This window comes from Salibaculum halophilum (assembly GCF_002094885.1).
GTDB lineage: Bacteria > Pseudomonadota > Alphaproteobacteria > Rhodobacterales > Rhodobacteraceae > Salibaculum > Salibaculum halophilum.
Window position 1 is genome coordinate 177,072 of the sequence record NZ_MSIT01000006.1, and the last position, 20,422, is coordinate 197,493.

Sequence of the window (20,422 nt, forward strand, 5' to 3'; positions counted from 1 at the left end):
GCCATGCCCCTGGAGCTTGTGACCATTCCCTGCCGGCAGGACAATTACGCCTTCCTCCTGCATGATCCCGAGGGGGGCCAGACCCTGCTGGTCGACGCCCCCGAGACGGCCCCGATCCGCACGGCGCTGGAGGCCCGCGGCTGGCGCCTGACCGATTTGTTGATCACCCATCACCACCCAGACCACGTCGAGGGCGTCGCCGACCTGCGCGCCGGGGCGCGGGTGATCGGGGCGGCCGCGGATGCTCGCCGCCTGCCCCCGCTCGACGTGGAGGTCGCCGAGGGCGATACCTTCACCACCTGCGGGGTCGAGGCGCGGGTGCTCGACGTCTCGGGCCACACCCGGGGCCACATCGCGGTGCATGTGCCCGCCGCGGCGGCCGTCTTTACCGCCGACAGCCTGATGGCACTGGGCTGCGGGCGCCTGTTCGAGGGCACCCCCGCGCAGATGTGGCAGAGCCTGCTCAAGCTGCGCGCCCTGCCCGAGCAAACGCGGGTCTGTTCGGGCCATGAATACACCGAAACGAACTATCGCTTCGCGCTGACCGTCGACCCGGACAACGCCGCACTCCTGACCCGGGGTGAGGCCATCAGCGCCGCGCGGGCCGAGGAGCGACCCACCGTGCCCTCGACCCTGGCCGAGGAAACGGCGACAAATCCCTTCCTGCGCGCCGACCACCCGGACCTGAAAGCCGCCCTCGCGATGCCCGAGGCCAGCGCCGTGGACGTCTTCGCCGAGGTCCGCGCGCGCCGGGACCGGTTCCAGTGACAGGTCTCATAGACCCGGGCCGCCTGCGTCACGTCCACCCGGATCAGTGTGGCGAAGGCGCGGAATCTGAAGGCATCACAGCACAGCGCGCAGAAAGTGAAGGGGTCAGGCGCAGTTTTTGCTTGAAACCTGCGCCACGGAACCAAAACTTAATAGTATGAGGCCACGGTCGGACACGGGGCCATCCCCGCCGACCCCCGACAGAGGAGCACGCAACGTGCCATCTTTTTCGACAACACTTGAGCAGTCCATTCACGGAGCACTGGCGCTGGCCAACGCGCGGCGCCACGAACTGGCCACGCTGGAGCACCTTCTGCTGGCCCTGATCGACGAACCGGACGCTGCGCGGGTGATGAAAGCATGCTCGGTCGACCTCGAGGAGTTGCGCAAGACTCTCGAGCAATTCATCGAGGATGACCTCTCCACCCTCGTGACCGAGGTCGAGGGCTCGGAGGCGGTGCCCACGGCGGCCTTCCAGCGCGTGATACAGCGCGCGGCGATTCATGTTCAGTCTTCGGGCCGGACCGAGGTGACCGGTGCGAATGTGCTGGTCGCGATCTTCGCCGAACGCGAGTCGAACGCGGCCTATTTCCTGCAGGACCAGGACATGACCCGCTACGACGCGGTCAATTTCATCGCCCACGGCGTGGCGAAGGACCCGGCCTATGGCGAAAGCCGCCCCGTCACCGGGGCCGAACAGGTCGACGAGGAAAGCACCCGCACCGCGCCCGAGGACAACAAGGACGAGTCCGCGCTGGCCAAGTACTGCGTCGACCTCAACGCCAAGTCGCACGCGGGCGATGTCGACCCGCTGATCGGGCGGGGCCACGAGGTCGAGCGCTGCGTGCAGGTCCTATGCCGGCGGCGCAAAAACAACCCGCTTCTTGTGGGGGACCCGGGCGTGGGCAAGACCGCGATCGCCGAAGGCCTTGCCCGCAAGATCGTGAGCAAGGAAGTCCCCGAGGTCCTGCGCGGGGCCACGATCTATTCGCTCGACATGGGCGCCCTGCTGGCCGGCACGCGCTACCGCGGTGATTTCGAGGAGCGCCTCAAGGCCGTCGTGCAGGAACTGGAAGAACACCCCGATGCCGTCCTGTTCATCGACGAGATCCACACCGTGATCGGCGCTGGCGCGACCTCGGGCGGCGCCATGGATGCCTCCAACCTGCTCAAGCCGGCCCTTCAGGGCGGCAAGCTGCGCTGCATGGGCTCGACCACCTACAAGGAGTTTCGACAGCACTTCGAAAAGGACCGCGCCCTGTCGCGCCGGTTCCAGAAGATCGACGTGACCGAACCCACCGTCGAGGATGCAATCAAGATCCTGCAGGGCCTCAAGCCCTATTTCGAGGGCCACCACGCGATCCGCTACACCCACGACGCGATCAAGACCGCGGTGGAACTGTCGGCGCGCTACATCAACGACCGCAAGCTGCCCGACAAGGCCATCGACGTGATCGACGAGGCCGGCGCTGCGCAGCACCTCGTGGCCGGCAGCAAGCGCCGCAAGACGATCGGCCCCAAGGAGATTGAGGCGGTGGTCGCCAAGATCGCCCGCATCCCGCCCAAGAACGTCTCGAAGTCCGATGCGGAAGTTCTGCAGGACCTCGAAGGCTCGCTCAAGCGCGTGGTCTTTGGGCAGGACAAGGCGATCGACGCCCTGTCGTCAGCGATCAAGCTGGCCCGCGCGGGCCTGCGCGAACCGGAGAAGCCCATCGGCAACTACCTCTTCGCCGGGCCCACCGGTGTCGGCAAGACCGAGGTTGCCAAGCAACTGGCCGACACCCTGGGCGTCGAGATGCTGCGTTTCGACATGTCCGAATACATGGAAAAGCACGCCATCAGCCGCCTGATCGGCGCCCCCCCGGGCTATGTCGGCTTCGATCAGGGCGGGCTGCTGACAGACGGCGTGGACCAGAACCCGCATTGCGTGCTGCTGCTCGACGAGATCGAGAAGGCGCACCCGGATGTCTACAACATCCTGTTGCAGGTAATGGACCACGGCCAGTTGACCGATCACAACGGGCGCACCACGGATTTCCGCAACGTGATCCTGATCATGACCTCCAACGCGGGCGCCGCCGAACAGGCGCAGGAGGCCGTGGGCTTCGGCCGCGACCGCCGCGAGGGCGAGGACACCGCCGCGATCGAGCGGACCTTCACGCCGGAGTTCCGCAACCGGCTGGACTCGGTCATCTCCTTCGGGGCGCTGCCCAAGTCGGTGATCCTGCAGGTGGTCGAAAAGTTCGTGCTCCAGCTCGAGGCGCAGCTGATGGACCGCAACGTCTCCATCGACCTGACGCCGGAGGCCGCCGAGTGGTTGGCCGAGAAGGGCTACGACGACAAGATGGGCGCGCGCCCGCTGGGCCGGGTAATCCAGGAGCACATCAAGAAACCCCTGGCCGAGGAACTGCTTTTCGGCAAGCTGTCCAAGGGCGGGCTGGTCAAGGTCGGTGTCAAGGATGGCGAGATCGAGCTGACCTACGAGCCGCCACAGAACCCACGCCTGGGCGGGGACAAGCCCCGCCTGTTGACGGCGGAGTAGGCGCGATTAGCACCGGATCGCGCGCGCAGCTGTAATAGCTCGCCCTCGCCGGCATCGGCGGGGGCGTTTTCTATTGTGGCGGCGACAAGGCGGGCGGCGCGGTCGGCAGACGGCCCAAGCAGGACCCGCGGCACAAATGCGACCGCGCCCTCAACACCACCACCCCGGCGGCCTCAGGGCCGCAACACCGGCGCCGGGCCCATGGGCAGCGACCCCAGCCGCGCCTGCCCGTCGTCGAGGACCAGCGTGACGGTCAGCGTCTCGGCGATCTGCGGGGTCTCGTCCAGCGCCTCGCCCATGGTCGCCAGGGTCACGTCGAACCCCTCGTCCACGAGGCCGGCACGGCTGGCCATCTTCAGAGCCCGGCGCCACCCCGTCACCGACAGCGTCAGGCTGCCCGCGGCGCGCCCGGCGGCATCCGCCGTCACGTCGCCGATGACCGAGACCGCCATGTCGCCCCAGTGCGCGCCGAATTCGCGCACCGAAACCGACTCGACCCCCACCGGCCCCGCGCCGCCGGCAAAGCGGTCCAGCGGCTGATCGAACCTGGCCGTGGCATCCAGCCGCAACTGCCGGATCACGGGGGGCAGCCCGCCCTCGGGGTCGAGCACCTCGCGCCAGCCGGCGGGCAGCACCAAGCTCTGCGCCTCGGCGAAGACGTCGTAACCGTTGGCGACATCGGGGGCCGCGCGCATCGCCGCCAGCAGCCGCGCCATGGCGAGGTCGGTACCATCGGCCAGGCCCTGCAGCCGCGGCGCGTCGACCTCGAGCGTTGCGCGCTGAAAGGACAGCGCCGCGTTGGCCCGCACCCGGGCGCTTGCGCGCATCCGCTCGGTGGTCAGGGTGATCTTGCGCCCCGCCACCTCAAGGCTCTGGGTCTCGGGCCAGACGGCAATGACCTCGTTGGGGCGATAAGCCAGGGCAAAGACCTGGAACCACGGCGCCTGCCAGGCCAGTCCCGTCGCCCGGTCCTCGATCCGCAGCGCCTCGAAGGTGGTATCGAACCGCGAGGGAAAGCCGACGGTGGACCAGCCCGCGTGGCTGATCTCGACCCGGCCGCTCGCCTCGGCCTCGGCCAGAGCGGTGGCGATACCCTCCTCGACCGCGCCGCGGGTGTAGACCCAGTAGCCGCCGTAAAGCGCGGCCAGTGTCGCCACGATGATCGTCAGCCAGCGCATCGCTTGCCCTTTCGCCCGTCCTCGGCTTGGTGTTTACAGGGACGGTGCAACAAGGGCCAGAGACCAGATCATGTGGGTGTTCGGATACGGATCGCTACTGTGGAACCCCGGGTTCGCACCCGCCGACCAGGTCACCGCCGTGCTGGCGGATTACCATCGCAGTTTCTGCATGCTCTCGATCCATCACCGCGGCACCCGCGAAACCCCCGGCCTGGTGCTGGCGCTCGACCACGCCCCCGGCGCGCGGTGCACCGGCGTCGCCCTGCAGGCCGCCCCGCACGAGACCGAGGCCGTGCTGGCCTACCTGCGCGAGCGCGAGCTGGTTTCGGCGGCCTATCACGAACGGCATGTGCCGCTGCACCTTGCCGACGGCCGCACGGTCGAGGCGCTGGCCTATGTCATCGATCCCGACCACCGCCAATACGTCGACTACCCGCTGGAAACCCAGGCGCAGATGATCGCCCGCGCCGTCGGCGGGCGCGGCCCCAACCGCGAGTATCTGCTCAACACCCACGCCCACCTGACGCAGATGGGCATCCACGATCCGGACATGGATTGGCTGGCCGAACGGGTGTCCCGGCTCGCCCGATAACCCCTTTTTCATTTGGGTTTTGGCCTGTGACACCCTATGGTCCGGCGAAAGAACAACACCGGTGCTATTCATGGCGACACGGGACGCCGAGGCAGAGCCACATTTCTCTCAACCCGTGCGGCAGATCATCTCGATGCTTATCGTGCTGGGGCTGGTCTCCGCAGGGGCCGTCTTTGCCTATCCGCGCGTCTCCGGCGTGTTCCTGGCCAATCCCTACCTGAACGGGTTCATCGGGCTGGTCTTCGTGATCGGCGTGCTGTCGTGTTTCGGGCAGGTCTACCAGTTGATCGGCTCGGTTCGGTGGATCGAGGGCTTCGCGCTGGCCCGCCCGGGCCACGAGGTGATCCGCGCGCCGCAATTGCTGGCGCCGCTGGCGACGCTGCTGCGCTCACGCGGGGCGCGGATGCAGCTGTCGTCGTCGTCCTCGCGCTCGATCCTCGAGTCCGTCGCGCAGCGGATCGACGAGGACCGCGAGATCACCCGCTACATCGTCAACACGCTGATCTTCCTGGGGCTGCTGGGCACGTTCTACGGGCTGGCCACGACGGTGCCCGGGCTTGTCGAGACGATCCGGTCGCTGAACCCCGAAGAGGGTGAGAGCGGCGTCGACATCTTCACCCGCCTGCAACGGGGCCTCGAGGCGCAGCTGGGCGGCATGGGCGTGGCCTTCGCCTCGTCGTTGCTGGGCCTGGCCGGGTCGCTGGTGGTGGGCCTGCTGGAGCTTTTCGCCGGCCACGGGCAGAACCGTTTCTACCGCGAACTCGAGGAATGGCTGTCCTCGATCACGCGGGTCGGCATGGCCGACGACGACGGCAGCGAGACCAGCGCGCTGGCAAGCATCGTTGACCAGATGTCCGACCAGATGGAAGTGCTGCAACGCATGGTGATCCAGACCGATGACGGCCACGCGCAGGTGGACGAACGCCTGCAGGTGCTGGCCGGGTCCGTGGAACGGCTGGCCCAGCGGCTGGAGCAGGACGATACCCCCGGACAGCTTGCCCGCATCGCCGAGAGCCAGGAGGCCCTGGTGCAGGCCATGAAGGACAGCGGCATGGAGGGTATCGACCCCGAGAGCCGGATGCGCCTGCGCTCGATCGACGTCGGGCTGATGCGCATCCTCGAAGAGATGTCGGCGGGCCGCCAGGAAACCGTGCAGGACCTGCGCACCGAGGTCGCCGCGCTGGCGCGCAGCCTGCGTCAGAACCAGAGGCGCGCCGCGCGGCAGAACCAGACCGACGGAGGGTCGTGACGCATGGCGCTCAGCCGCAGGACCGGGGCCCGGTTCCAGGCGTCGATCTGGCCCGGCTTCGTGGATGCGATGACGGGGCTTCTGCTGGTCCTGATGTTCGTGCTGACCATCTTCATGGTGATCCAGTTCGCCCTGCGCGAGACCATCTCGGGACAGGAAAACCGCCTGTCGGAACTCTCCGAAGAGGTCGCCGCGCTGAGCGCGGCGCTGGCGACCGAACAGGATCGCTCGGCCGCGCTGGGCCAGCAGGTGGGCACTCTCTCGGATGACCTGGGCCGGGTCCGCGCCGAGCTGTCCGACGCACGCGGCCGGATCGCCGAACAGACCAACGTGATCGACCGGCTGACCGTGGAACGCGACGCCCGCGCCGAGGCCCTGGCCGAGGCCGAGTCACGGATCACCGGGTTCGAGGCGCGGGTTGCCGGGCTTCTGGCCGAGCGGCGCGAGGACGAGGCCCGCATCGCGGAGCTGGAGGAAACGCGCGAGGACCTGGTCTCGCAGAACGAGGCGCTGACCACGGCCGTCGCGCAGGCCCGCGACGAGATCGACGCCCAGGCCGAAAGCGCCCGGCTGGCGGCCGCCCGTCGCGACGCGCTCGAGGCGCTGATCGCCAATCTGGAGAAGGCCAACAGCGCCGCCGACAACCGCATCGCCCGGCTGGAGTCCGAGACCGAAAGCGCCGAGGCGCGCATATCCGAACTTGAACAGGCCCGGCTGGCCGAGGCCGCCGCGGCCGAGGCCCTGCGCGAACGCCTCGAAAACGCCGATGCGGAACTGACGGCCATGACGCTGGCGCTGGAGGAACAGCGCAAGGAGGCCGAGGAAACCCTGACCCTGCTGGCCGCCGCCCGCAACGCGCGAGATGAACTGGACCAGAACCTCGCCAATGCCTTGCTGGCCAAGCAGCAAGCCGAGGAGGCGCTGGCCGAGGCTCAGGGCAACACCGTGGCGCTGGACGAGCGCCTCGCCGCCGCGCTGTCGCAACTCGAACAGACCGCAGGCACGCTGTCACGGACACGGGAGAGCCTGTCGCAGACCCAGTCCGAGCTGTCCGACACGGAAGACGCGCTTTCCAGCTCGCAGGCGCAGCTGGCGCGGACCGAGAGCGACCTGGCACAGACGCAAGAGCAGCTTTCCGAGGCGCAAAGCCGTCTGGCCCAATCGCAGGCCGCGCGCGAGGAGATCGCCGCCCGGCTGACGGCGGCGCTGGCCGCGCAGGACCAGACCGAGGCCGACCTCGAGGCCGCGCGCACCGCCCTGAACGAGGCCCTGTCGCAGAAAGAGGCCGATCTCGCCCGGATCGAGGAACAGCTGGCCGCCGCCGTGCTGGCGCGCGACCAGGCCGAGACGGACCGGCGGGACCTGCAGGATCGCCTGTCCGAGGCGTTGCTGGCCGCGCAGGAGGCCGAGGAGCAGGCCGCAAGCGCCCGCAGCCGGGCCGAAGCGGCGGAAGAGGCGGCACAAACCGCCCGATCACGGGCCGAGACCGCCACCACCGAGCAGGCCAGCCTGGAAGAGCGCCTCGCCCAGGCCCTCGCCGCGCGGTCCGAAGCCGAAGCCGCGGCCGAAACGGCCACCACCGAGGCGCGGCGCCAGGCCGCGCTCCTGGCCCAGGCCAACCGCGAACTGGCCGAGGAAGAGGCGCTTTCGGCCGACAGCCAGCGCCGGGTCGCGGCCTTGAACGAACAGGTCGCCACCCTGCGCAGCGAATTGGGCCGGCTGCAGAACCTGCTCAATATCGCCGAGGACGCCGAGGCCGACTCGCAGTTGCAGATCGAGTCGCTGACGCAAGACCTCAACAGCGCCGTCATCCGGGCCCTGGCCGCCGAACGCCGCGCCCGCGCCCTCGAAGAGGCCGAGGCTGAACGGCTGGCCGCCGAGGCCGAGAAGCTGGAGAAATTCCGCTCCGATTTCTTCGGCCAGGTGCGCCAGATCGTCGAGGGCCGCGAGGGCGTGCGCATCGAGGGCGACCGCTTCGTGTTTTCCTCGGAGGTGCTGTTCGAGCCGGGCGAGGCGACCCTGTCCACGGCCGGCGAACGCGAGATCGCCGGGGTCGCCAGCCTGCTGCGTGACATCGCCGACGAAATCCCGCCCGAGATCGACTGGATCATCCGGGTGGACGGCCACACCGACAACGTGCCGTTGTCGGGCCAGGGCGAATATGCCGACAACTGGGAACTCAGCCAGGCGCGGGCGCTGTCGGTCGTGCGCTACATGACGGATTTCCTCGGCATCCCGCCAGACCGGCTGGCCGCCAACGGGTTCGGGCAGTATCAACCCATCGCCGAGGGCGACAGCCCCGAGGCCCGCGCGCAGAACCGCCGGATCGAGTTGAAGTTGACCGAACGCTAGCCCTTGCGCAGGGGCGCGCGGCCGAAGTCTGGCGCCTCGGTGTCCTGGCCCGCCTCGATGATGCCGCGGCGAATGGCGCGCGTGCGGGTGAAATAGTCGTGCAGCATCTCGCCGTCGCCCTGCCGGATCGCCCTTTGCAGCGCGAACAGCTCCTCGGTGAAGCGGCCCAGGATTTCCAGCGTCGCGTCCTTGTTCGTCAGAAAGACGTCGCGCCACATGGTCGGGTCGCTGGCGGCGATGCGGGTGAAGTCGCGAAAGCCGGCGGCGGAATACTTGATGACCTCGCTGTCGGTGACGCGGCGCAGGTCGTCGGCAACGCCCACCATGGTGTAGGCGATCAGGTGCGGGGTATGCGAGGTGACGGCCAGCACCAGGTCGTGGTGATCGGCGTCCATCTCGTCGGTGTTCGACCCCAGCCCTTGCCAGAAGCGGTGCAGCCGCGCGGTGGCCTCGGGCGCGGCCCCGTCGGGGACGAGTATGCACCAGCGGTTGTCGAAGAGTTCGGCAAAGCCGGACCGCGGCCCGGATTGTTCCGTGCCCGCCAGCGGGTGGGCGGGGACGAAATGCACGTTATCGGGCAGGTGCGGCGCCGCCGCCTCGATCACCGCGCGCTTGACCGAGCCGACATCGCTGACCGTCGCGCCCGGTTGCAGCGCCGGGCCGATCTCGGCCATGACCGCGCCCATGGCCCCCACGGGTACACAGAGCACCACGAGGTCGGCACCCTGCACCGCCTCGGCGGCGCTGTCGCAGACGCGATCGCACAGGCCGATCTCGCGCGCGATGGCGCGGGTCTCGGGCGAGCGGGCATGGCCCGTGACCTCGCCGGCCAGCCCTGCCCGCCGGATGCCCCAGACCATCGACGAGGCAATCAGCCCCAGCCCGATCAGCGCCACGCGGTCGTATTCCTGCGCCATCACGCGGCCTCGCGCCAGTCCTGCAGCGCCGCGATCAGGCGGCCGGTCTGCGCCGCGTCGCCCACGGTCATCCGCAGGCCCTCGGGAAAACCGTAACCGGGAACGCGGCGCACGATGATCCCCGCATCCAGCAGCGCCTGATGCGCCGCGCCCGCCTCGTCCGCGTCGGCGAAGCGGGCCAGCACGAAGTTGGTATGGCTGTCATCGCAGGCGATGCCCATCCCGCGCAGTGCCTCGGTCAGCCGTGCCCGCTGGTCGGCGTTCAAGCCGACGCAGCGGGCGGCCCAGTCGGGATCGCGCAGCGCCGCCTCGGCCGCGGCCAGTTGCACGCCCGACAGGTTGAAGGGCTGGCGGATGCGCATCAGCACCTCGATCAGCGCCTTGGGCCCATAACCGAAGCCGATGCGCAGCCCGCCCAGCCCGTAGAGCTTGGAAAAGGTGCGCGTCATCAGGACATTGTCGCGGGTCCGCGCCAAGTCCACGCCGCCATCGTGCCCCGCGGCATACTCGATATAGGCACAGTCCAGCACGAGGATGACGTCGCCCGGCAGCCCGTCGGCCAGCCGGGTCAACTCGGCCTGCCGCAGGATCGTGCCCGTGGGATTGCCCGGATTGGTCAGCATGACAACCCGGGTCCTCTCCGTGACTGCGGCGAGGATCGCGTCAATGTCGACCACGCGGTCGCGTTCGGCCACCCTCACCGGCGTGGCCCCGGCCATGTGCGCCACGATCGGATACATGGCAAAGCCGTGCGCGGTATGGATGACCTCGTCCCCCGGCCCGGTGAAGGCCTGGCAGACGAATTGCAGCACCTCGTCGGACCCAACGCCGCAGATCACCCGGTCGGCCTCCAGCCCGTGCACCTGAGATATCGCCCCGCGCAGGTCGGCGTGATCCGTCGACGGGTAGAGATGCGCCGTCCGCGCGGCCTGCGCGATGGCCTCGACAGCGGCCGGCGGCGGGCCCAGCGGGTTCTCGTTCGACGACAGCTTGAGCGCATCCGTCCGCCCGGCGATGGCCGATTGGCCGCCAACGTAGGGCGCGATTTCCATGATGCCGGGCTGCGGTTCGATCTTGGTCATCCGGACCTCCTTGCAGCACGTTCTAGCGCCGGTGCGCTGTGGCGACCACCCGCAAATGCGAAGGGCCGCGGCGGTTCCCCGTCGCGGCCCCGGCATGGAAACCGACAGGATCAGTTCTGCGCGTAGTATTCGATGACGAGGTTCGGTTCCATCATGACCGGATAGGGCACGTCCGACAGGCCGGGGGTGCGCGTGAAGGTCGCGGTCAGCTTGGAATGATCGGCCTCAATGTAGTCGGGCACGTCGCGTTCGGGCAGTTGCGTGGCCTCGAGCACGACGGCCAGCTGCTTGGACTTGTCGCGCACCTCGACAACGTCGCCTTCCTTGACGCGGTAGGACGGGATATTGACCTTCTTGCCATTCACGCGGACGTGGCCGTGGTTCACGAACTGGCGCGCCGCGAAAATGGTGGCGACGAACTTGGCGCGGTAGACCACCGCGTCCAGCCGGCGTTCCAGCAGGCCGATCAGGATTTCACCCGTGTCGCCGCGCAGGCGCTCGGCCTCGGCGAAGATACGGCGGAACTGCTTTTCGGTCAGGTCCCCGTAATAGCCCTTGAGCTTCTGCTTGGCGCGCAGCTGCAGGCCAAAGTCGGAGACCTTGCCCTTGCGGCGCTGGCCGTGCTGGCCGGGGCCGTATTCGCGGCGGTTGACGGGGGATTTGGGCCGACCCCAGATGTTTTCGCCCATCCGGCGGTCGATTTTGTACTTGGCAGACGTGCGTTTGGTCACGGCTGATCTCCTTCGGTCAATTTTCGAAGGGCGTTGTCCTCCTCCCCGGATCTGGCCGGGGCGACAGGTTTCCCCTTGCGGGGTCCACCAACACCAATGAGCGCGTCGGATACGCGGGCCGGGCAGGGCTGTCAATAGCCATGCGGGGGGCTCAGGCCACCAGGTCGTGGCGCAGGATCGCCGCCTCGGTCGCCGAGACCACGCGCCGTGCGTAGGGGCCATAGGCGGTCACGTCCCGCGAAAGCTCCGGCACCTGCGCCAGCAGGCGCGAGCGGTCGTCATCGCCCAGGGTTTCCAGCCCGGCGGAGGCGGGGTGGAAGCTCTCTGTCTCGACCCCGTTGGCGAATACGATCTCGTGACCGGGCAACAGCATGTGATGATAGGTCAACTCGCGCTGGTTGCGGTCCACGATGATCGAGCGGTCATTGACCAGGTCGCGGGCGGCGACCAGCACCTCGTCGGTGTTGAACAGGCTGCGCGCCGGGGCGCCGCGGACCGTGACCCGGTGATCCGGCGACACCAGAAGTCCGGGGTCGGGCACCTCGGCGCCCAGCGCTCCGCGCTGCAACCGGACCGGCGCCAGGTCGGGCATGACATAGAGCCGCGCGCCGGTGATCCGGCGCTGCCCGGTCCAGAGCACCTCCTGACAGCCGTTGTCCTTGGTCTGAACCTTGCAACCGGCCTCGATGCGCTCGACCGGGCGCGGTCCGTGCTCGGTCTCGATCAGGGTGCCGGGGGTGAAGCAGATTACACCGCCGGGCGCGGCCGACTGGTCGCGCGCCGGGCGTTCGAGGGTGTGATTGACTACCCAGAGATCAGTATGCCGCGGGGGCGGGTCGCCGATGAACATGCACAGCCGCGCCTGCGTCGCCTCGCCATCGATCAGCGTTACGGTCCATGTCGTGTGGCCGTCGGTAACGGTGAACCCCTGCTCGACGCCGCGCGCCGCGACCTCGACCTCGTCCAGCCGCCGCGTGTCGGCCTCGACCGCTTTCAACAACCGGCGCACGCTCATTGCCGCGCGCCGCCTCAGGTCAACCTCGCCTTTGGCCGCGCCGAGCGGAAGGACATCCGCCGGCCCGTCGACCCGCACCGCTTCGCCCGCCCAGGACCAGGTCGTGCCGACACCCAGCTGTTCCAGCGGGGCGGACCAGAACCCATCCAGTTCCGTCTGCGACCAGGAAATGACGAACGTGCCTTTCAAGCCCGTTTTCATGCCTGTCTCATGCCTCTGTATGTCCCGCCTCTGCGTGCGGGTTCTGCTCAAATCGTTAACAGAGGTGATTCGGGGCGATCAAGTCACTTCAAGGGTGGCGTGCAACTAATTCCGAAAGCGTTGAAAAATCGTCGCGCCCTAGAAGTTGAGATTGAGCTTGATGGAGCCGACGACCTGCCCCTCGGGCTGACCGACGTATTCCTCGGACAGGTAGGTGGCGCCGTAGAAAAAGGTGACGTCGCGCGCGCCCTGCCAGTGCGTGCCCAGCCGCGCGCGCCAGCGGGTGTCGCGCGCGTGGGTGCCGAAGCTGTCGGGAAAGAAGGCGCTATCGCCCAGCAGAGCGTAGTCCGCCCCGGCCACCCATTCCCAGCCGAACCCGTCCTGCGCGATGGCGCGGTAGCGCTGGCCCGTGGTCGGATCTCGCAGGTCCAGCGCAGCGTCGCCCAGCGTGCCAAGCCGAAAATCCACGCCGACGCGCAACAGGTCCGCGATGCCGTATTGCGTCTCGACGAAGGGCCGCGCAGCCAGCCCCGGCGTCAATTTGACCGGGTATCCCAGTTCCGCCGTGGCCGTCGGATACAGGGCGTCGGCCACCTGATTTTCCACCACGAAGTCCGAGGGCCGCGGTTCGTTGACGACGTCATGAAACCAGTCCTGGGCCTCGGCCCAGCCCGTCTGGGGGCCGGTTGCGACAAGGTCCAGCCCCGCGCTGAGTTCCGTGCGCCCCATAGCCCAGTGCGTGTGCAGCCCGACGCCGAGCGTGCCGGCAAAGGCGCGGTCCTTGCGCTCCGGCCCCGTCAGGGCGCGCGGCGCGACGATCTCGCCCCGCACGCGATACTCAAGAATCTCTCCGGGCCGCGCGGGCAGGCCCCCGTCCCAATCCGGCCCCCGAACGAGCGAGACACCGTAGGACGAGCTGCGCCAGCGATCCTTGCCATCGCCGAGGAAATCGTTGTTGAGTATTCGGCCCCAGCCGAGCGTTTCGCGCGCCTGCGCGGTCGCGGTTGCGGGCAGTCCCGAGGCAAGCCCGAGCGCGAGGCACAGAAACAGGCGGCGTGGCGTCATTGTCGGTACGACTCCCAGAACTCTGCGCCCCCACGGCGGGACGTGCCTAGACCAAAACCCGCCCGGAAGGCGAGCGGTTTCCGCTCGACGCCCGCACCCTGTGACCCGGATGCAATGGCCCGGCGCCCTCCGGCGCCACGCTCGACAGGGCACCGGACAACAACCGCACCCTTGCACATTGCCGATCTTGCGCAAGACCTATCAGGGGTCGAACTCGGGGGATGTTTGCCGGAATCCTGCAACGATGCGGCTGACGCCGGCAGGTTGGCCGGACGCGGGGCCGGAGGGCGACAGCAACGGAAATATGATACGGTTCGGATCAATCCCCGGCCCGAATGCGAAGATCACAGGCCCGGCCCGCCCTCGGCGCGTCAGGTGCAGATGCCTTGGATGCTGATCCAGTCTCCGTCGGTCAACAGCAACGGCCCGGTCCGGCCCGCCATGGGATCGGCCTCGATCAGGGGCAAGGTGCTTTCGCCGGTGATGTCGCGGGCATAGGCAAAGGGCGTGCTGGGCACCTGCGCGGCATCGAAGAGCGCGATGAGCCGATCGGTCGGCAGCGGATCGGGTGGGTCCGTCAGCAGGGCCTCGGCATGGGCGCGCAGCCCGTCGGACGGCAGATCGCCGGTGGTCAGCAACTGCACGGTCGCCCAAAGGCCGGCGTGCTCCAGCACGCCGACCAGCGGGTCCTCGGCCTGTCCACGGCCGAGCGCGGCCAGGATGTGGCCGGCCACCACGGCAGGGTCCTCGGTATCCTCGACAAGGTCGCTGGCCATGACGATCAGGCCGCCGGGCAGGTAGAGCGCGCGGTCCGGCCCGTCGGGCACGATGACGATCCGCCCGCCCGCATCGGGGCCCAGCACCCGCGTGTGCAACCGCGCCAGCGCGGCCGTCCCCAGCGGCGTGCGGCACCCCGGCCCGGTCAACCGCTGGATATGGCCAAGCAGCCCCTCCCCGATCTCGGCCCGCTTGACCGGCGGCACCACCGATTGCGCCTGCCGCACCAACGCCCCGGGCAGCCAGAAAACCGCCAGCGCGACCAGCGCCAGCGCCACGACCGCGAGCCCGAGGTTGCGCAGCCGCCCGGGGCGGGGCCGGGCCCGCAGGATCGTCTTGCGCACCTTCTCGATGGCGTCGATCATGACTGCGTCGGCAACCTCGAGCGTCTCGCTGGCCTCGGGGTCGGGCGTGAACAGCGCCGGGCGCTCGCCTGGGTTGATCCGCGCGATGGCCGGCAGCGACCAGTGCGCCAGCGCCCGCCCGGCGCTGTCGGTGATCACCAGGGTCGCGTCGCCGAAGGTCAGGATCACCTCGCGCCGCTGATCCTGCGGATCGGCGCGCCAGAGACCCTCGCTCTCCAGCCGTGCGAATTCCTTGAGTGCGGTCATCTGCGGGGCCTGCCCTGCCACCTTGTCGGGTGTCAGGATAGGACAGATCGACGGCCGACGCCACTTGAACCGCCCGCGCCGCGCGACCGGCCGGGCCGGCCGGGGGGAACGGCGCAGCAAGGGCGCGTCACGCGGGGGCCACCCCGGCCCGGCGAAACCCCGTTCCCAGCCGCCGCCAAACGCCCTAGACTGCATCCATGATCTTGTCGCGCGGGCGCCGCTACATCTTCGTGCATATCCCCAAGACCGGCGGCACCTCCATGGCGCTGGCGCTGGAGGACCGCGCCATGGCCGATGACGTGCTGATCGGCGACACCCCGAAGGCGCAGCGGCGGCGCAAGCGGCTCAAGGGCGTGGCGAGCGCCGGGCGGCTGTGGAAACACGCGACCCTTGCAGACGCCGAAGGGCTGGTCACACGCGCCGAGATGGCCGAGCTCTTCACCTTCACCCTCGTCCGCAACCCCTGGGACCGGATGGTCAGCTATTACCACTGGCTGCAGGATCAGGACTTCGACCACCCGCAGGTCACGCTGGCCCGGACCCTGCCCTTTTCGCTGTTCCTGCACCACGAGTCGACCGAACGCGCGATCCGCGCCAGCCCCTATCGCCACTACATGACGGATGGCGCGGGCCAGGAACACTGCGACCTCTACATCCGGCTGGAACACCGGGCCGAGGATGCCGCCGCGCTGCGCGCGCACCTCGGCTTCGACCTCGTGCTGCCGCACAGCAACGCCTCGGGCCGGGCGGCGGACTGGCGTCCCTATTACACCGACGACGACGCCGCCTACCTCGCCGACCTCTGCGCCGAGGATATCGCGCGCTTCGGCTACGGCTTCGACGACGGCAGGCCCGCGGCGGGCGCGCGGGGCCGGGTTTCCTCTCGCTGAGGGATCGCCTAACGTGATCCACCATGGCCGGGCCGCGAAGATCCGGGGGCGAGACGAGGGACGGGCATGCCGCTATTGCACTGGTTGACGAGGGACGAGGACCTGCGCGCGGCGGACCGGGTGCCCTATCGGCTGCTGGACGCGGTGCCCGACCTGAGCCATGGGCACGGCGATGAGGGCCTGCTGGTGCAGGGCGACAACCTGGAGGCGCTCAAGGCGCTGCTGCCCTTCTACGCGGGGCGGGTGAAATGCATCTACATCGACCCGCCCTACAACACGCGGTCGGCCTTCGAGCATTACGACGACAGCCTGGAGCACGCCAAATGGCTGGCCATGGTGGTGCCGCGGCTGATGCTGCTGCGCGAGTTCCTGTCCGAGGATGGCTCGATCTGGGTGTCGATCGACGACAACGAGGGGCATTACCTCAAAGTGGTGATGGACGAGATATTCGGGCGGCGGAATTTCATTGGTAATGTTGTGTGGCAAAAGAAATATGCGCCCGCCAACGATACATTATGGCTTAGCGAAAGTCATGATCACATTCACGTCTACGCAAAATCAAAGGCTACTTGGCGGCCAGAGCAATTGCCGCGCCCGGAAAAATCTCTTTCAGTATATAAAAATCCTGACAGCGATCCGCGAGGCGATTGGCGCGCCGATAATTATACCTGCGCAAAAAATGCCGACGAGCGCCCTAACCTATACTATCCAATTACTAATCCGAACACTGGCGAAGTTGTCTGGCCAAAGCGGACACGCGTTTGGGGATATGGCCCTGAGGCGCATGCAGAGCACGTTGCTCAAGACCTTATTTATTGGGGAAAAGACGGAAAAGCAAAAGTTCCCTCACTTAAACGCTTCCTATCATCACTTAAGAACAAGGGTATAAAGGCGCAGACCCTTTGGACATGGGAAGAGGCAGGTCACAACCAAGATGGCCGGAAGCATCAGCTTGAACTTTTGAAAGAGGAGCCTTTTGCCGCCCCCAAACCTGAACGCCTCCTCCAACGCATCCTCCACATCGCCACCAACCCCGGCGACCTTGTGCTCGACAGTTTCCTCGGCTCCGGCACCACGGCGGCCGTGGCGCACAAGATGGGCCGCCGCTGGATCGGGGTGGAAATGGGCGCGCATGCCCGCAGCCATTGCGCCCTGCGCCTGCAAAAGGTCATCGCGGGCGAACAGGGCGGCATCTCGCAGGATGTCGGCTGGGAGGGCGGCGGCGGCTTTCGCTTCTGCACCCTCGGGCAGGCGGTGTTCGACGCCGAGGGCCGGATCGACCCCGCCATCCGCTTTGCCGACCTCGCCCGCCACATCTGGTTTTCCGAGACGCGCCAGCCCATGACCGAGGTGCCCACCGGCCCGCTGCTGGGCGTGCAGGACGCGCGCGCGGTGGCCCTGCTTTACAACGGCATCCTGAGGGACCGCAGCGCGCAGGGCGGCAATGTCCTGACCCGCGCGGTGCTGCGCCTGATCCGCGATGACCTCGCAGCGGCCGCGCCGGGGTTCGCGGGCGATCTGGTGGTCTATGGCGCCGCCTGCCGCCTGTCGGAGGCCACGCTCAAGGAGCAGGGCATCCTGTTCCGCCAGACCCCCTATGATATCTCGGCGCGGGTGTGACCATGCAGCTCAAGACATACCAGCAGGACACGCTCGAGACGCTCGACGCCTTTCTCGCCCGCGCCATGGCCAGCGGCCCGGCCGAGGCGTTTGGGCACGTGGTGGACGCGCAGGACAAGCTGGCCCGCCTCGAGGGCCGCACGCCGGAGCCGCGGACCTACCAGCCGCTGCAGGGGCTGCCCGATGTGCCGTATGTCTGCCTGCGCCTGCCCACCGGCGGCGGCAAGACCCTGCTGGCCGCCGAGACGATCCGTCTGGCCACCCGCAGCTATCTGCGCCGGACATGGCCGCTGACGCTGTGGTTCGTGCCCTCGGACGCGATCAAGACCCAGACGCTGGAGGCGCTCAAGGACCGGACGCACCCCTACCGCCGCCGACTGGACGAAAGTTTCGGCGGCCATGTGCGCGTCTTCGACATCACCGAGTTCGAGATGCTGCGCCCGCAGGACCTGGCGCGGTCGGCCTGTGTCGTGGTCTCGACCATCCAGGCGTTCCGGGTGTCGAACACCACCGGCCGCAAGGTCTATTCCCATCACGAGGAGCTGGAGCCGCATTTCGCCGGCGTGCCGACCGCGGGGATGGAGGTCGTCTCGGCCGAGGAGGCGGCCGAGAGCGACATGCCGACCGAGGGGGCGGTGAAGTTTTCCTTTGCCAACTTGCTCTATCACCAGCGGCCCCTGATGATCGTGGACGAGGCGCACAACGCCGTCTCGGGCCTGACGCGCGAGGTGCAGGGCCGCATCCGCCCGGCGGCGATCGTGGAATTCACCGCCACCCCGCGCGGGCGCAACAACATCCTGCATTCGGTCACGGCGCGCGCGCTCAAGGACGCGGAGATGATCAAGCTGCCCATCCGCGTGCGGCCGCATGACGACTGGCGCGAGGCGGTCACGGGCGCCGTTGCGACGCGCAACATGCTCGAGGACAAGGCCAAGCGCGACCGCGACCATATCCGGCCCGTGGTGCTCTATCAGGCGCAGGCGCGGACCGGGCATCCGACGGTGGCCGAGTTGAAGACATACCTGATCGAGGAAAAGCTGATCCCCGAGGGCCGGATCAGGATCGCCACCGGGGAACAGCGCGAGCTGGACGGCGTCAACCTGCGCGACCCGGCGGAGCAGACCCGCCACGTGATCACCGTGGATGCCCTGAAGGAGGGCTGGGATTGCCCCTCGGCCTATGTGCTCTGCGCGACCCAACGGCTGCAAAGCCGGGGCGCTGTCGAGCAGCTGCTGGGCCGGGTCCTGCGCATGCCCTATGCGGCACGGCGCAAGGATGCGGCCCTGAACTGCGCCTATGCGCATGTCTCCGAGCCGTCGTTCCGCGAGGCGGCACAGGCGCTGACCGACAAGCTGATCGACATGGGCTTCACCGACGAGGAAGTGCGCGAGTCGCTCAAGCCGCGGGGCGTCGAGGCCGATGACCAGGGGCAGTTGTTCGACCCCGATCCGGTGCGCCCCAAGCCCGTCTTGCAGGTCACCGTGCCCGACAGCGACGCCGTGCGCGCGCGGCTCAACGAAATGCAGGACGCTGGTGTTGAGTATATCCCCCGCGATAACGGCACCCTGACCGTCGGCGTGAAAGGCGAGGTGACCGACGCGGTGGTTGCGTCAGTGCGGGACATCACCCCCGACGCGGAGCGCCAGCATTTCGACGCGCAGCTTGAAAAGCATCGCGCCAGCGTGGAGGCCAGCCGCACGCTGGCCCAGAAGGGCCATGTGATCGAGGTCCCCCGGTTGTTGGTTGAGATGGAGGGCGAGACCTTCCCCGCCGAAACCGACGCGATCATGGAACGCGTCGACTGGTCGCTGGATCGGTTCCCCGCGCGGCTGACCGAGCAGGAGCTCAGCTTTCACCAGTCGCAGGATGTCGTCGAGATCGACCTTGATGGTGAAAAACTGGTTTATACCCGCACGACAGAAGAGCAACCGGTGCTGTCGGGGCTGACGTCTCCGTCGGGCGCAGACCTCGAGGCATCGCTGGTGCAATGGCTGGAGCGTGAGTGCCGGGTGCCGGACATACCGCAGGCCGAGATGCTGCCCTGGATCGCCGCCGTGGTGGCCGATCTGGTCACGACCAGGGAGATCAGCATCCGCACCCTGATCGACTGGCAGCATCAGATCGCCGCGCGTATCCGGTGGAAAATCCAGGCGATCCGGGACGCTGAACGCTTCCGCGCGCATCAAATCGCGCTGTTCGACGCGGGGGCGAAACCGACCTGGTCGGAAAGCCGCCTGGTCCGGTTCGATGATACGATTTACCAGACTGTGCCGACTCAGCCGATCGGCGCGCTCCGGTTCAAGCGGCATCTGCTCGGCGCCGACCGTGCGCCCCTTATCGATGGCGATCTGAACGGAGAAGAATTCCAGTGCGCCTGGAGCCTCGACAGCCTCGATGAGGTCGAGGTCTGGGTGCGCAACGTCGCCCGGCACCCGGACTCGTTTTCGCTGCCCCGTGTCGGCCGCCGTTTCTTCCCGGACTTTGTCGCCAAGATAATAGATGGTCGGCTGTTCGTGGTGGAGTACAAGGGCGAACACCTGATCGGCGCCCCGGAGGCGCGCGAAAAGGACGCCATCGGGAGGATATGGGCGCGCACTACGGGGAATGTGTTCCTAATGGTGCGCAATATCGCGCACGGTGCGGGAATGGAGGACCAGATGAGAGCGGCCCTTGCGAGACAGGATTGAGAACGGCGGTGCAAAAGCCGCCACGCCGGCATGCCGGGGCGTGAAGCCGCGGAAGGGGAGGTGGAAGAAAAGAACCCGGGTGTCTTACGGGCTGTGATTGACCGGCGGGGCTACGCTCGTCAATCGGGGAGAAGGCCTGAGCCGT

Annotated in this window: 15 protein-coding genes; 8 read left to right on the forward strand and 7 right to left on the reverse strand. The window is 68.0% G+C overall.

Features of this window, described 5'->3' with window-relative positions; translation table 11 throughout:
• The first annotated feature begins 3 nt into the window (after positions 1 to 3).
• A complete protein-coding gene (gene gloB, locus BU124_RS05435; RefSeq protein WP_084861439.1) occupies positions 4 to 768 on the forward strand; it encodes a hydroxyacylglutathione hydrolase in 765 nt (254 codons plus the stop codon).
• Between the two features lie 217 nt (positions 769 to 985).
• Complete coding sequence (gene clpA, locus BU124_RS05440; protein WP_084861440.1) at positions 986 to 3,310, forward strand: ATP-dependent Clp protease ATP-binding subunit ClpA; 2,325 nt, start codon at positions 986 to 988, stop codon at positions 3,308 to 3,310.
• A gap of 173 nt (positions 3,311 to 3,483) precedes the next feature.
• On the opposite strand, the gene BU124_RS05445 is transcribed toward clpA, so the two are convergent.
• A complete protein-coding gene (locus tag BU124_RS05445) occupies positions 3,484 to 4,488 on the reverse strand; it encodes a DUF2125 domain-containing protein (protein ID WP_084861441.1) in 1,005 nt (334 codons plus the stop codon).
• A gap of 70 nt (positions 4,489 to 4,558) precedes the next feature.
• On the opposite strand from BU124_RS05445, the gene BU124_RS05450 reads away from it, so the two are divergent.
• The 3 genes from BU124_RS05450 (at position 4,559) to BU124_RS05460 (ending at position 8,681) form a co-directional block, all read left to right on the forward strand.
• Positions 4,559 to 5,080 carry a gamma-glutamylcyclotransferase gene (locus BU124_RS05450; protein ID WP_084861442.1) on the forward strand — a complete coding sequence of 174 codons (522 nt, stop codon included), beginning with the start codon at positions 4,559 to 4,561 and terminating at the stop codon, positions 5,078 to 5,080.
• Between the two features lie 70 nt (positions 5,081 to 5,150).
• Positions 5,151 to 6,329, forward strand: coding sequence for a biopolymer transporter ExbB (locus tag BU124_RS05455; RefSeq protein WP_084861443.1), 1,179 nt, complete (start codon positions 5,151 to 5,153; stop codon positions 6,327 to 6,329).
• Between the two features lie 3 nt (positions 6,330 to 6,332).
• Positions 6,333 to 8,681, forward strand: coding sequence for a peptidoglycan -binding protein (locus tag BU124_RS05460; RefSeq protein WP_084861444.1), 2,349 nt, complete (start codon positions 6,333 to 6,335; stop codon positions 8,679 to 8,681).
• On the opposite strand, the gene BU124_RS05465 is transcribed toward BU124_RS05460, so the two are convergent.
• The 6 genes from BU124_RS05465 to BU124_RS05490 all read right to left on the reverse strand — a co-directional run bounded on the left by BU124_RS05465 (position 8,678) and on the right by BU124_RS05490 (position 15,080).
• On the reverse strand, positions 8,678 to 9,598 hold the full coding sequence (locus tag BU124_RS05465; RefSeq protein WP_084861445.1) for a prephenate/arogenate dehydrogenase family protein: 921 nt from the start codon (positions 9,596 to 9,598) through the stop codon (positions 8,678 to 8,680). The genes BU124_RS05460 and BU124_RS05465 overlap by 4 nt on opposite strands.
• Positions 9,598 to 10,680 carry a histidinol-phosphate transaminase gene (gene hisC / locus BU124_RS05470; RefSeq protein WP_084861446.1) on the reverse strand — a complete coding sequence of 361 codons (1,083 nt, stop codon included), beginning with the start codon at positions 10,678 to 10,680 and terminating at the stop codon, positions 9,598 to 9,600. Before hisC ends, BU124_RS05465 begins: the two co-directional genes overlap by 1 nt.
• Positions 10,681 to 10,790: 110 nt before the next feature.
• Positions 10,791 to 11,411, reverse strand: coding sequence for a 30S ribosomal protein S4 (gene rpsD, locus BU124_RS05475; RefSeq protein WP_084861447.1), 621 nt, complete (start codon positions 11,409 to 11,411; stop codon positions 10,791 to 10,793).
• A gap of 151 nt (positions 11,412 to 11,562) precedes the next feature.
• On the reverse strand, positions 11,563 to 12,627 hold the full coding sequence (locus BU124_RS05480; protein ID WP_084861448.1) for a Hint domain-containing protein: 1,065 nt from the start codon (positions 12,625 to 12,627) through the stop codon (positions 11,563 to 11,565).
• Positions 12,628 to 12,765: 138 nt separating this feature from the next.
• Positions 12,766 to 13,692 carry a lipid A-modifier LpxR family protein gene (locus BU124_RS05485; RefSeq protein ID WP_084861449.1) on the reverse strand — a complete coding sequence of 309 codons (927 nt, stop codon included), beginning with the start codon at positions 13,690 to 13,692 and terminating at the stop codon, positions 12,766 to 12,768.
• Between the two features lie 371 nt (positions 13,693 to 14,063).
• Complete coding sequence (locus tag BU124_RS05490; protein WP_084861450.1) at positions 14,064 to 15,080, reverse strand: hypothetical protein; 1,017 nt, start codon at positions 15,078 to 15,080, stop codon at positions 14,064 to 14,066.
• A gap of 197 nt (positions 15,081 to 15,277) precedes the next feature.
• Between BU124_RS05490 and BU124_RS05495 the strand changes: the two genes are divergently transcribed.
• The 3 genes from BU124_RS05495 to BU124_RS05505 all read left to right on the forward strand — a co-directional run bounded on the left by BU124_RS05495 (position 15,278) and on the right by BU124_RS05505 (position 20,277).
• Positions 15,278 to 15,970, forward strand: coding sequence for a sulfotransferase family 2 domain-containing protein (locus BU124_RS05495; protein WP_084861452.1), 693 nt, complete (start codon positions 15,278 to 15,280; stop codon positions 15,968 to 15,970).
• A gap of 120 nt (positions 15,971 to 16,090) precedes the next feature.
• Positions 16,091 to 17,590, forward strand: coding sequence for a site-specific DNA-methyltransferase (locus BU124_RS05500; protein WP_245831616.1), 1,500 nt, complete (start codon positions 16,091 to 16,093; stop codon positions 17,588 to 17,590).
• A 2-nt stretch (positions 17,591 to 17,592) separates the two neighbouring features.
• Positions 17,593 to 20,277 (forward strand): DEAD/DEAH box helicase, encoded by a 2,685-nt coding sequence (locus BU124_RS05505; protein ID WP_084861456.1) that lies wholly within the window; start codon positions 17,593 to 17,595, stop codon positions 20,275 to 20,277.
• Positions 20,278 to 20,422: the final 145 nt, after the last annotated feature.